Annotated in this window: 13 protein-coding genes; all 13 read right to left on the bottom strand. The window is 41.9% G+C overall.

Going from position 1 to position 13606, the window contains the following annotated elements; genetic code table 11:
- Positions 1-349 precede the first annotated feature (349 nt).
- The 13 genes from RQM65_RS01245 to RQM65_RS01190 all read right to left on the bottom strand — a co-directional run bounded on the left by RQM65_RS01245 (position 350) and on the right by RQM65_RS01190 (position 13557).
- Positions 350-1564: an MFS transporter gene (locus tag RQM65_RS01245; RefSeq protein WP_314012139.1), complete on the bottom strand. Its 1215-nt coding sequence runs from the start codon at positions 1562-1564 to the stop codon at positions 350-352.
- Positions 1565-3586 (bottom strand): copper-translocating P-type ATPase, encoded by a 2022-nt coding sequence (locus RQM65_RS01240; protein WP_225621226.1) that lies wholly within the window; start codon positions 3584-3586, stop codon positions 1565-1567.
- Between the two features lie 151 nt (positions 3587-3737).
- On the bottom strand, positions 3738-4031 hold the full coding sequence (locus tag RQM65_RS01235; RefSeq protein ID WP_192462339.1) for a phosphoribosylpyrophosphate synthetase: 294 nt from the start codon (positions 4029-4031) through the stop codon (positions 3738-3740).
- A gap of 11 nt (positions 4032-4042) precedes the next feature.
- Entirely contained in the window at positions 4043-4693 is a 651-nt protein-coding gene (locus RQM65_RS01230; RefSeq protein ID WP_314012137.1) for a hypothetical protein, read from the bottom strand.
- The gene (locus RQM65_RS01225; protein ID WP_192462338.1) at positions 4690-5583 is read right to left on the bottom strand and encodes a ribose-phosphate pyrophosphokinase; all 894 of its coding nucleotides are present in this window, start codon (positions 5581-5583) and stop codon (positions 4690-4692) included. The genes RQM65_RS01230 and RQM65_RS01225 overlap by 4 nt, the downstream gene beginning before the upstream one ends.
- A gap of 9 nt (positions 5584-5592) precedes the next feature.
- Positions 5593-7095 (bottom strand): thymidine phosphorylase family protein, encoded by a 1503-nt coding sequence (locus tag RQM65_RS01220; protein WP_314012135.1) that lies wholly within the window; start codon positions 7093-7095, stop codon positions 5593-5595.
- Positions 7096-7124: 29 nt separating this feature from the next.
- On the bottom strand, positions 7125-8501 hold the full coding sequence (locus RQM65_RS01215; RefSeq protein WP_192462336.1) for an MBL fold metallo-hydrolase RNA specificity domain-containing protein: 1377 nt from the start codon (positions 8499-8501) through the stop codon (positions 7125-7127).
- A 3-nt stretch (positions 8502-8504) separates the two neighbouring features.
- Positions 8505-9356 (bottom strand): ATP cone domain-containing protein, encoded by an 852-nt coding sequence (locus RQM65_RS01210; protein ID WP_192462335.1) that lies wholly within the window; start codon positions 9354-9356, stop codon positions 8505-8507.
- Complete coding sequence (locus tag RQM65_RS18890; protein WP_432279856.1) at positions 9349-9708, bottom strand: potassium channel family protein; 360 nt, start codon at positions 9706-9708, stop codon at positions 9349-9351. Before RQM65_RS18890 ends, RQM65_RS01210 begins: the two co-directional genes overlap by 8 nt.
- Before the next feature lie 210 nt (positions 9709-9918).
- Positions 9919-10749, bottom strand: a complete 831-nt coding sequence (locus tag RQM65_RS01205; protein ID WP_192462333.1) for a universal stress protein — start codon at positions 10747-10749, stop codon at positions 9919-9921.
- A gap of 26 nt (positions 10750-10775) precedes the next feature.
- Complete coding sequence (locus RQM65_RS01200; RefSeq protein ID WP_192462332.1) at positions 10776-11549, bottom strand: SDR family oxidoreductase; 774 nt, start codon at positions 11547-11549, stop codon at positions 10776-10778.
- 43 nt (positions 11550-11592) lie between these two features.
- Entirely contained in the window at positions 11593-12582 is a 990-nt protein-coding gene (locus RQM65_RS01195) for a 2-hydroxyacid dehydrogenase (RefSeq protein ID WP_314012132.1), read from the bottom strand.
- A gap of 3 nt (positions 12583-12585) precedes the next feature.
- Complete coding sequence (locus tag RQM65_RS01190; RefSeq protein ID WP_314012130.1) at positions 12586-13557, bottom strand: ATP-dependent 6-phosphofructokinase; 972 nt, start codon at positions 13555-13557, stop codon at positions 12586-12588.
- Between the last annotated feature and the right edge of the window lie 49 nt (positions 13558-13606).

The raw sequence follows: 13606 nt of genomic DNA, 5'->3' as shown, positions 1-13606 counted from the left end.
AAAAGATGGAAAATTGGAGGCGAACCGGTGTTAGGAAACCGTTCCCCCAACGGCTGATTTATAGCTGGGCAGATAGAAAAAGTGAAAAAAATCGGGAAGGCAAACCAGCTTGTGGGTGTCGTTTACTCCTTCATCGAATGGTACACGTTCTGTGTATCATCTTAACGATGATAAATAATTGATTTTAAATATTTTAAAAATTTAATCTTTTAAATTAGTTCGTTATTTGTTCGATTTTAAAATATTAATCTAGTAAACAACTTAACTTTACAAGACCAATAAACATATTATTCCTTTTTCATATCCCATATAAAATAAAGTTACTTTTTTATCACAATAATAAGAATCCCTAATTTTTTGGTTGTAGATAATAAACCAATCCTATTGCAACCAAAACGACTAATCCTGCAATTATAAAGGGATAATAAAAGCCACCTGCCAACAACCATGTTCCCAACACAGGTCCCAAAATCTGTCCGATACTGTTCGTGGAGCTTTGAATGGAAATATTACTTCCCGTATCTTCCTTGGATAACATAGAGACCGCCGAAAGCAGGTTTGGGGTTACCATGGCACCGCCACTGGCAAATAGTATTATCATGCCATATACAGATAGCTCATTTTGTAAAAAGGGGAATACTACGAGCGATACCCCTGTTATCAATAAGCCTAACGTGATTTGCTGTTTCGAGGTCATTATCTTTTCCCCATAAGTAGCAAAAACAGGCTGTAAGACTGCCATCACAGAACCGCAAAGCATAAAGCCAATACCGACTTGATTACTATTGAACGCTAATTCATCCTTGCCATAAATTGAAAATACGGTTTCAAAGAGGGTCACAACAAATTGCATGACAAAAGACAGTGCTAATAGTACCATAAAATAATGACTAAAGGAGAAACTGAATTTTGTCGATTTTTCTCTGATCTTGGTCGCAACGGCTGTATTCTTCAACCATTTTACAATTACGAGCAACACGATAAAACCTAATACGGCTGCAAAGAGAAATGGAACCGAAAATCGGTTAAAATGAAATACCCAAAAAGAAAGTTCCCAATGTATATTGGTCTGGGATAAGAGGCCGCCCAAAACAGGGCCGAAAATAACACCAGAACTAATTGCAACACCTGACCATGCCATTATTTTGGTTCTTCGTTTTTGCGAGGTTATATCACTTAGATAGGCATTGCTTACAGGGATGACAGATGAAGTGAATATTCCCCCTAAGATACGGGCGGCATAGAGCATGGCAAGCGAAGTGGCCAGTCCGGTCAGCAAGTTCATTGCTATAAATCCGATAAGGCCCACTAGAATTATGGGCTTACGACCATACTTATCCGAAAGTCTGCCCCATACAATTACGAATATGAGTTGGAATAACGGATAAATGCTGGTCAACATGCCGATATGGAAGTTAATCCGGTCGGCATCTAAATTATCCTTTAATGCCAGTATTTCGGTATAGTAGGGGAGTATGGGCAGCAGTATCCCGTACCCTAGCATAACGACAAATAAACTTAGCAGAATCAAAAATATCCTGCCAAGTTTTTGTGGCTTGTCCATTTATTTCTTCGCAATTTTCCTCTTTAGTAATTGAGCGTTGATGGCCACAATGATAGTAGACAGGCTCATAAAAACAGCACCGACCGCCGGACCTAGGACAAATCCTGAAGAATACAAGACTCCAGCTGCTAAGGGAATAGCCACAACATTATAACCGGTTGCCCAAATCAGGTTTTGGATCATTTTGTTGTAAGTGGCCTTGCCGAATAAAATCAGGTTGGCTATGTCCTGCGGATTACTGTTGACCAGAATAATATCGGCGGTCTCTGCGGCAACATCGGTGCCCGAGCCAACTGCGATTCCCACATCGGCCTTTGCCAGTGCAGGTGCATCGTTTACCCCATCGCCGGTCATGGCAACAAATTCTTCTTTGTTTTGTAATTGCTCTACGATTTCAACTTTTTGGTGGGGCAAAACTTCGGCATAATAACCGTCAAGCCCCAGTTTTTCACTTACTGCCTTTGCGGTCTTTTCATTGTCTCCTGTTGCCATGAGTACTTTTATATTGTTCTTTTTGAATACTCTAATCGCTTCGGCGGATTCCGGTCTGATCTCATCGGCAAGGGCGATATATCCCACCAATTTTCCATCGATAAGGACAAAAACCACCGTTTCCGCAGCATCGCTGTAAGCATCTTCTGGAATGGTTATTTTTTCATCCCGTAAATAACCGGGGCTTACCACTTTTATCTTTTTGCCCTCTACAGTCGCTTCAACACCTTTTCCGGTAATGGAATTAAAATTTTCAGGTTTAGGGATTGTTATCTTATCCTCTTTGACTTTTTTGATAATGCCAACTGCAATGGGGTGTTCGGAACTTTGTTCTAGGGCACTGGCAAGCCGTAGGACTTCGTCAGAGGAATAGTTATTATCTACCGATTCTATACGGGTAACGCCAAAATCTCCTTTGGTCAGCGTTCCGGTCTTGTCAAAAAGCAGAGCGGATATTTTTCGGGATTCTTCAAATGCCGTCCTGTTGCGGATCAATAATCCGTTCTGTGCAGAAACTGCTGTGGAAATGGCTACCACCAATGGAATGGCAAGACCCAGTGCGTGAGGACAGGCAATGACCATAACCGTAACCATCCGTTCCAAGGCATATACAAAGGGGAAGCCCAATACTAGCCAAACAGCCAATGTGCCAAAACCAATCGCCAATGCAATATAGGTAAGCCATTTGGCAGCCCTATCTGAAAGGTTTTGCATTTTGGATTTTGTTTTTTGGGCTTCCTCGACCATGGTTATCACTTTATTTAGATAACTATCCTTACCGGTATGTTCCACCTTGACCTTTAAACTACTGTTCCCGTTTACCGAACCACCTATCACTTTGTCGTTCAGTTCTTTTTTTACAGGTTTGGATTCTCCTGTAAGCATCGATTCGTTCAAATAACTGGAACCTTCTACGATAATACCGTCCGCAGGAACTTTCTCTCCTGGTTTTATCAGGATCAGATCACCTTTCAATAAATCTTCCAGTGCTATGTCCTCTATCGTATCGCCTTTTACGAGGTGTGCTTCGGCGGGCATCATACTAACCAATAGCTGTAAGGCTTTAGAAGCTCCCAGAACACTCTTCATCTCTATCCAATGGCCTACGAGCATAATAGCTATAAGGGTAGCCAGTTCCCAAAAGAAATCAACACCTTCAAGACCAAAAACGGTAGCCGAACTGTAAAAATAGGCCACACTTATAGCCATGGCAATCAGGGTCATCATTCCCGGGGCACCTTTTTTTACCTCAGACCAGAACCCCTTTAAAAATGGCCAGCCACCATAGAAATACACTATGGACGATAGCGCAAATAGAATGTACGGATTGCCCGGCAGCAAAAATTCATAGCCGAAAAATTCCTGGATCATCGGCGACAGAAATAGAATAGGTATGGTAAGTACCAAGGTTACCCAAAAACGTTTTCTAAAGTCAGCGATCATCATCTTATGGTGGTCATGACCCATCTGCCCATGTTTCGGATTATGGCCTGAATGGTCGTCATGGCTCATTTTGTGTTCCTTATCCATGGCTTTGGTATGGCCATGCTCGGTTTTTTCGGCCAGTGAATCTTTCAATTCGGTCTTTTTATCTACTGCCTTTTCCTTTGCGGAATCCTTACTTCTTTTGCTATGATTGTGCTTGTGATGCTCGTGATTTTCCATGTTCTTTATTTAAGTGTTATCGTAGTTTTTTTCGCATTTCTTCGGAGATGTTCTGTGCATATACCCCATAGGCATCGACTAGAGTGCCCTTGATTCCGTCTTTGGATGAAATTGCATACAGGATGCTGTTGTCATCGGTACTGCTCATTCCTTCAAAGCGGTGCATTTCATCCACCTCAAAATCTTCGGGATTTATTTCCAATTTTAGGGCGGCACATTCCAAACAGTGGGGGTTGAGGTTGAAATCATAGGTATACCCTCTATTTTGAAGTGCGTTTATCGCCTCTGAAAGTGTATCGTAACTCTTCATTTTCTTTGTTTTTATTTATAGATTATCGTAAAATAGCTGCCATCGTTTTCTTCGAATTTTTGAAAGGACAGCAGCCCTTTTTTCGATATTTTTTCAAGTACCGAATACTCAAGTTCCTTAATGCGTATACCCCACGTATAGGCTTTCGCCGTGAGTTTTGAATTGATTTGGATTTCCTTTGTTTCAGGATTCAGCTTTCTGTCAAAAATGTTGATCTTACTTTTTGAGCCGAAAAAATCCAGTAATCCCGAATCAAAACTTATTTCGAGTTCAACATCTTTCAAATTGTCCATGTCGTATAAATCCTTGAAATTTTTGGAACTGGTGTTTATTTCGGTTTCTTTTGATTTTCGATTTGAAAATGGAAATGCCATTACCATAACGCTCGATGCTTCTGGCCGACAGCGATAGGTGGTGGAGTATTTATCCGTTGATTTCCCATTTTCATCAAAGAATTCGGTTTCTACCTGAATTTCATAATATCCATCCGTTTCTATTAACCCTCCCGCCTGAAAGGTTTGCTTATTAAGAAAAGCGCCATTTTCATCATAATTTTCCCTTACGACCAATCTGTCGGCGAGTTGGCCTATAAGCATTTCTTCTTGTGCCTGTGAAAAAAAGGATGACAATAAAACGGTCAATATGCCAATGGTACTTTTCATGTATGGTACATCAGTTCAGTTACTTCTTTGGCAATGATATCACTCAAGTCAATGCCGTTGGATTGATGTGGAATTGTATTACACGTAATGATATTCTCTACATTGGCATCCCAAAGGTCTTGATAGGCATTTCCGGAAAAAACGGCATGTATACCTATGCATATTGCTGGTTTCATTCCGGCATTTTTCAAATGTTCTGTGGTTTCTATCATAGTCCGGGCCGTAGATATAATATCATCCACCAAAACAGGTGTGCAATCCTCATACTTGTCTACATCGGGAACGGAAACTTCAACATCACGATCGCCATGGCGCACCTTTTGCAATACGGTAAACGGAACTCCGGCTTTTTCCGCCACATCGGAGACCCATTGCTCGCTTTCGGAATCAGGGCCTATTAATACCGGATTGTGTATATTTTCCTTGATGTATTTGGAGATGGCATCCGCGGCATGGATAACCCTATTCGGAATATCATATACCTCGCCTAAAGAACTTATGCGATGCAAATGGGGATCGACGGTCGTGATACTATCGGCAAAGCCCGAAATCAATTTTCCAAAATAGGTGGAGGTAACCCCCTCACCTTCGTTAAAAACCTTGTCTTGGCGCATATAAGCCAAATAGGGTGCCACCAAACAGGTACACATTGCCCCCAATGATTTGGCCGTATGGCTCAAAAAGTAAAGTGGCAACAACTTTTCATCGGGTTCGTGAAGGGTACAGACCATTGCCACACATTTTCCTTTCACATCGGAAAGGATACGGGTATAGGATTCGCCGTCGGGAAATTTACGTATCGCACATTCCCCGATTTCAGCATTCATTTTCTTTGCCAAGAGTTCCGTTAGTTCTTGGTTGCCGGGAAGGCTAAACAATATCGTTTGCATAAGTTCTTTTTATTGGATTGTAATTATATCATCATGATTCTCATAATATTCCAAGGCATAGTTCAGTTCGCCATTTGTTTCCGCGTGGAGTATATAGAGCAATTCCCCCTTTTCTATCTCATCGCCCAACCGGACGTTCATCGAAATGCCTGCCGATTTGGATTGTGGCGCCCCCGATAGCTTTGCAAGTTTTGCAATCTTTCGATTGTTTATTTTTTTGACCTTACCACGTTTAGGTGCATGCATCTCAAATTGGTAAGGGGCAACATAGGTTTTTGAAAATCTTCCTTGGGCCTTGCAGATGGCCTCGAATTTTTGATAAGCTTTTCCGTTTTCCAACAATTCTTTCGCTGTATCAAGGCCTTTTCCTGTTTCCACTTTTTCCGATAGTTCCAAGAGGTGCCCCGCCAACAATAATGCCCGTTCTTTTAGGTCTTGTGGCGCATCCCTCTTATTCTGCAAAACACTTAGCACATCAACCGCCTCTAAATTAGGGCCGATACCCCTTCCCACGGGCTGGCTGCCATCGGTAATGACCACCTTTATTTTAAGCCCTACTGCATTGCCTACGGCTTCCATATGTTCCTTGAGTTTTTGCGCGGCCTCTTCACTGCGCACCTTGGCCGTTTTCCCAACAGGAATGTCGATGACCACATGGGTAGCACCTGCAGCCGCTTTTTTGGACAGTACGGAGGCGATTAGCTGGCCTTCGCTATCAATATCGAGTGCTTTCTCGACTTTGATAAGAATATCGTCCGCTGGGCTTAATTCCGCAGTGCCGCCCCATACCAAACAGCCGCCCTCCTGTTCCACGACACGTTTGATTTCTTCGCCAGAAAGGGTCACATTCGTCAATACTTCCATGGTATCGGCCGTACCAGCAGGCGAGGTAATGGCCCGTGAGGACGTTTTGGGCATGGTCAACCCGTAAGCGGCGGCAATTGCTACAACGATAGGTGTAGTTCTATTGCCCGGCAACCCCCCGATACAGTGTTTGTCCACCACTATTTTCTTCTTCCAATCCAGTTGTTTTCCCGAGGTAATCATTGCCTTGGTAAGATCCGAGATTTCATCTAAATCCATTCGGTCGCCTGCACATGCTGTAATGAATGCCGATAGATGGATGTTTGAATAATCCCCTTCGATGATATCCGTAATAATATCCGTGTAGGCTTTGTAATCGAGTCTTTGATTATAAATTTTCGCCCTTACAAAACTCAATGATTCAATGGGTTCCAAATGGGATACATATAACGTTTCGCCGTCAGATACGTTGAGTTTTTTTGCTGCTATTTGTGACAGCCCTATTTCGCCCTGCCTAAGTACATCCGAAGTAATGATATGGAGGCTTGCAATTACTGAGGTGCTCATGTTCGATACCCTTATTCGGGTCAATGCCTCAAACCCTTCTGAAATACAGACATGACAATCTTCTCGCATATACACAACGTTTTCATTTTGCGTGTAAATGCCTAGCGATTTGTATTTGAGGATGTTTGATTTTTTTTCCATTTCCATGTTATTCTTTCGTAATTTCTTACCTACTTTAACTTTTCGATACCATAGAGTTGAGGAATTTCACTATTCCAACCATAGGTTTCCTTGATTCCCTGTTTTAAGGCCTCGGCCCCTTCTTTTTCGCCATGAACTATAAATATTTTCTCTGGCGGTTCCTTTACATCACTCAACCAATCCAACAATTCGGCATGGTCTGCATGGGCCGAAAGTCCTTCAATCTCGGCCACTTGCATTTTGAAGGATACGGTCTTTCCATACACTTTTAATTCCTTTTCTCCTTCCAATAATTTTCTTCCACGGGTACCTTCCGCTTGATAGCCAACAAAGAGTAAGGTGTTATCAGGATTTTGTGCCTGGGTTTCCAGATAGTTCAACATTCTGCCGCCTGTGAGCATTCCGCTTCCGGCAATGACAATTTTTGATTTATCATCACTTCTCAGTTCCATAGTTTCACGGTAGCTGCTAACAACGGTAAAGTGGGAGCACATTTTGTCACACTCGTCATCTTCCAACCTATGCCAGTCCCGCGTTCTGTGAAATAGTTCCAAGACATTGGCCCCCATGGGACTGTCCATTATCATGGGGACTTTCGGAATTTTGTTTTCTTTTAATAGCCTCCAAAATATCAACATCATCAATTGGGCGCGTTCAACCGAAAAACTTGGAATGAAAAGACTACCGTCCCGTGTAAGGGTTTCGTTGACCAATTTTTCTATGAGAGGGATGGCCTCTTCCTCTTCGGGATGGAACCTGCCACCATACGTTGATTCCATAAACAACACATCCGCCCTTTTTGGCTTTACTGGGGGATACAAGAGCAAATCGTTTGTTCTACCAATATCCCCTGAAAAAACGAATCGTTTACCCTGCACATCCAATTCAATATGGATTGCCCCGAGAATATGCCCGTTATACTGAAATCTTGCTTTTACGTTCTTTAACAGGGGGAGCCACTGGCCGGGCGGTACTCCCTTGAAATACAGAATAGTCTTTTCAACATCCTTTAAATCATACAAGGGTTTTGCCGGATCGTGCTTTGAATACCCTTCCTTATTGGCACGTTCGGCTTCTTGCTCTTGTATTTTGGCACTATCGTTCAATATAATCTTGGCGATGTCCAGAGTGGGGTAGGTGCCATAAATGGGTCCCCTAAAGCCTTGCTTTACCAACCTTGGCAGATAGCCCGTATGGTCCAAATGGCCATGGGTAAGCAATACGGCATCAATTTCGTTGACGTTTACAGGTGGATATTCCCAGTTTTTTAAGCGTAGTTCTTTGATCCCCTGAAATAGACCGCAATCGATAAGTATTTTTCTATCCCCTGTGTCCAAAAGATATTTGGAGCCGGTAACAGTACCGGCCGCTCCTAAAAAATGGATATTAATAGTGCTATCGGTCATAATTCAAGTGTTTGGTTGATGGGTTTCGCATAGACTTTGTGAATCCGCTAGAATCTTTTTTCGTCTGGCCCCATCAATCCCAACTTTTTTCAACACATCGGGATTGTCCTTTATTTCCCTACAGAGTACGATTTCCTGTTCCAACAATTTCGATTTCTCCGATTTGGTAATCGTGGTCAGTGAGGTTAAGGGATGCAGGCCAGCTTTGTCTATTCTATCCTTTAACGCTCTTCCTTTAGGATAATCCCAACTGGTCAGCATCAACCCGACACAGTTTCCATATTGCATGGCATCGGTCGTAAAACGGGTATTAGTGTACACACCGCCTTGATGTGATTTGTTTTTGTGGCTTTCTTGCTTTTCCCATTGCTTTTGGACATCCAAAAATCTAGATTGGATGTAGAGCGGGATTTTCACATTGCAAAACCGTCCTTGGTCACTATGGTATTTGCATTCAATCATAAAGTGTTTATTCTCCTTTTGGGCAATCACATCCACTTCGTGCTGTACACAGTTTCCTTGTACGATCACCCCGACTTTTGCATCAAAGCCTTCGTGCTCCAAAATTTTGCCAACAAATTTTTCAAAGGGATAGCCTGATGGCCCCAGTTCCATTAGAGCTTTTTTGAGCTTGTATTTTGAAGCACTAACCCTAGACCTTCTCTTTAATGTGTTAAAGGCCATTTGATATATCTTTTTGGTAGTCATTCCGTCATGAACTTTTTTATCAATATCTTGAACTATCTCTTTGACCAACAATTTATCGGCACCCGCCCGTTCTAATGAACGTATCACTTTTTCTATTTCAAAAGGTGCTTTCTCGCCGCTTGCCTTTATGATATTTATCTTATCCATTGATGTGTATTTTTTTAATATTGGCCAAAGCGAAGACGATCAAGAAAAAACTTAAGAATATTTCGAGCATAACAACGAACCGGGCTACATCGGACGTTGGAATTATATCGCCGTAGCCCACCGTTGAAAAAGTTATCACACTGAAGTAGAAAAAGTGGTACAAATTGTACAGGTACGAATTTGAATAATCGGGTACGCCTTCAAATGTAGAATGGCTGAATTGAAAAAGGCATGCATAATCAGTCGCAAAAGAAAAAATACTTATGATGATTATCAAACCAAAAACCCATAGCAATCGCTCCAATGAATGACAAATTTTTATCAATTTTGATAACCGTTTTAAAGTGGTCATCGTAATGACGATGGTCTTACTCAATGCTGCTGTTACAATGATAATGTGGAATGGCAACGATTTATGATCGACCATTGACATTAAAACAACATACAGGATACCAATACCCAAAATAGTAACAAGGGGCAAAATCGTTCTTCCCAACAATAATTTGTAAAAGGGTTTTTCTCGTATTTGAAGTAAGCTTCCCGACATTTTGATATGGTTTATTTAAATTTTAATCGTCATTACCGGAAGCGTGGAATGATTTGCCACACCCTCTGCGATACTTTTGGAAAACAAGCTTAAAAAACCAGTATTTCCATGCGTGCACATGGCAATCAAATCAGCTGGTTCATAGGTTAAGAAGGTATTGATCCCCGTTTCTACAGAAGGTTCATTATTGACGAACATGGAATAATTTTTCAGGTCTGGGAACTTTTCAAGGAAAGTTTTAATCGGATTTAGTCCCGCTTCGATACTATTAGTATCCGTTTTGGTATTGACGCGCAATAGACGGATATGTGCATTACATTTGTCAGCGATGGAGATTACATGCTTAAAGGCTTCACTTACATCCTCTTCAAAATCAGAAACGAACACGATATTCTTAAATGGAAATGAAACCTCTTCCTCTTTGACCACGATTACCGGCACATCCGATTTTCGTACTATTTGCTCAACGTTGCTACCGAACAATTCCCTAACCGTGCCTTTGGTGCCACTGCTCCCCGTGATGATAAAATCATGGTCGAAATGCCCCGAATGTTCTAAAATATTACTGGTGCTTACCTGATATTGCAAGAAAGTTTGACATTTTAGATGTTCCTTTTCGGCCTTCCTTTCCAGCTCGCGTAAAGCGGATTTTGCACTACCGATTTTTTTTAAGGTTTCAGGATACCGTTTTTCCTTTTGCTTGTCCAGATTTACCCAATCCACAGGGGTCTGTATCAAATGGAAAAAATGGATTTCGGCATCAAAAAGTTTGGCCATGGCTATTCCGAGATTGGCAGCTTTAGTGCAGTTTTCGGAAAAATCTGTGGGTACAAGTATATTTTTCATTCTTTCTAATTTTTTGGGTATAATATTTATTGTGCTGTGTAACCCCCGTCGATTACCAATTCGGAGCCGGTCATGAATTTAGATTCATCAGAGGCCAGATATACTACGCCATAACCTATGTCATCGGGTTCTCCCAAATGTCCGACGGGGTGTAAACTTTCCAATTGTTTTTTACCTTCTTCTACATCACCTTGGGCTTTCAGAAAATTTTCTACCATCGGTGTCCAGATATAAGCTGGATGAATAGAATTGACCCGAATCTTGTAACCTTGTTTGGCGCAATGGAGCGCAGCAGATTTGGTAAATATGGTAACACCGCCTTTACTCGCATTGTATGCTGGTAGATTGGGGTCACCAATAAGTCCTTCGATAGACGAGAAATTGATGATTGAGCCGCCCTCTCCGGTCTCTTTCATCCCCTTGATGCCATATTGGGTGCCTAAGAAGGTGCCGTTCAGATTTATATCCAAAAGGTTTTTCCAATCTTCAAGGCTAACTTCTTCTACCGTTCCACCGAGTCCAATACCTGCGGCATTAGCTACGACATGTAGCTTTCCAAATTTTTTGAGCGTAGTTTCGATAACCATTTCCCATTGATTTTCTTTGGATACATCCTGTTCAATGTATATGGCCTCACCGCCACTATTCCTTATGTGTTGAACTACCTCATTTCCATTTTCTTCATCTATATCGGTTACAACTATTTTTGCTCCTTCCCGCGCCAACAAAATAGCACTTGATTTTCCTAGGCCGGAGGCACCTCCCGTGACAATGGCCACTTTATTCTTTACTCTATCCATATTTTAAGTTTATATAATTATTGTGTTCGTATTTTTTTCTTAATTAAAAAACTTCATTTTCAGAATTCTTTCCTTTCTCAAAGCAATCCAAATTGTAGATTGTGGTCTCGGCAATATTTGTCAATGCCGTGTCGGTCAGAAAAGCCTGATGGCTGGTTATCAAAACATTGTTGAAAGTCATTAGACGCGCAATGACATCATCTTGTAGTATTTCGTCCGAGCGGTCTTCGAAGAACAATCCTTCTTCTTCCTCGTAAACATCCATTCCAAAATATCCGATCCTACCCGTTTTCAATCCTTCGATGACGGCTTTGGTATCCACTAGGCCCCCTCTACTCGTATTGATTAGCATGACCCCTTTCTTCATTAAGGCAATATGGTCATCATCGATCAAATGCTTTGTTTCGGAAGTCAAGGGGATATGAAGACTGATGATATCGGATTTGCTACAAAGCGTTTTACAGTCCGTATATTGGACTCCATAGTCTTTGACCAACTTCTCATCCTTTTCAACATCATATGCCAGTATCTTACATCCAAAACCATGTAGGATTTTTGTCAAGACGGCCCCGATCTTTCCCGTTCCTATTATTCCGGCGGTCTTGCCGTTCATATCGAAACCTATTAATCCGTTTAGGGAGAAGTTCTGCTCCCGAACCCTGTTATGCGCCCTTGTGAGCTTTCTGTTCAGGCCTAGGATCAGAGCCAACACGTGTTCGGCCACTGCATAAGGAGAATAGGCCGGAACTCTTGCCACCTTTAGGCCCAGTTCATTTGCTCTTTTAATATCCACATGATTGAAACCTGCCGAACGAAGTGCTATATATGCTACCCCGAGATCCTTTAGTTTTTCCAAAACAGGCGCCGATGCATCGTCGCCCGTAAATAAACATACGGCTTCAGCATGCTGTGCCAAGGAAACCGTATTTTCAGATAATCGTACTTCGAGCAGTTTGAGTTCATGCGTATCATTGTTCGCAGATTCCAAATACGGTTTTTCAAATTGATGGGTGCTGAATACGGTCGTTTTCATCTTTTATGTGTTCAAAGTTTTCAATAATTCATATAGCTCTTCATTTACCTGATGCTGCTTTACCACGCTGTCAAATGGGGTAAATTTTAGTTGGTTATCAAGGATTCCTGCCATTACATTTCTTTCACCATTCATGAGGGCGGTTACGGAAGCTGCCCCGAGCCGTATGCCCAACATCCTATCAAGAGCAGACGGATTACCACCACGCTGTACGTGACCCAATTTTGTAATGCGCAGATCTACTTCGGGGTTCAATTCCTTAATTTTTGATGCTGTAATTTCAGCCCCCAGTTCATCGCCCTCGGCAACAACTACGATAAATGCATCTTCACTTTCATAATTTTTAATCTTATCAAGTAAACGGACGAAGTCCTGTCCACTTTCAGGAATTAAAATAGCATCCGCACCGACCCCCAATCCGGCATTAATGGCAATGTACCCGCAATCCCTGCCCATTACTTCGATCAAGAATATGCGGTTATGCGATTCTGCCGTATCCCTGATTTTATCTATATTATCAATGGCTGTATTAACCGCCGAATCAAAACCAAGGGTAAAATCGGTACCGGCCAGATCGTTGTCTATGGTGCCGGGAATCCCCACAAAGGGTAGTTCACATAGTTCCGAAAAAACAAGTAGACCTTTAAAAGTGCCGTCGCCACCAATCGCTATTAAGGCATCGATTTTGTTTTTCAAAAGGTTGTTCAAAGCAAGTTTTCTTCCCTCCAAAGTCAAAAAACGTGAGCTTCGTGCCGTCTTTAATACGGTACCGCCCCGATGGACAATTTTTTGCATTTCATTAGGTTTCAACTTTACAAAATCGCCGTCGATCAACCCTTCATAGCCTCTGCGGATACCGCTTAATCTTATATTGTTTATTTCGGCAGCTTTTGAAATGGCGTACAGTGCTGCATTCATTCCAGGGGAATCGCCTCCAGAGGTAAATACGCCTATATGTTTAATATTTGTGTCCATAGTTCAATCTTTGTTTGTTAAACATTCATGTCATCGGTCATTCTTTTCA

This window comes from Pricia mediterranea (assembly GCF_032248455.1).
In the GTDB taxonomy this organism is placed as follows: Bacteria; Bacteroidota; Bacteroidia; order Flavobacteriales; family Flavobacteriaceae; genus Pricia; species Pricia mediterranea.
Note: the sequence above shows the minus strand (reverse complement) of the source record. Positions and strands in the feature narration are given on the sequence as shown.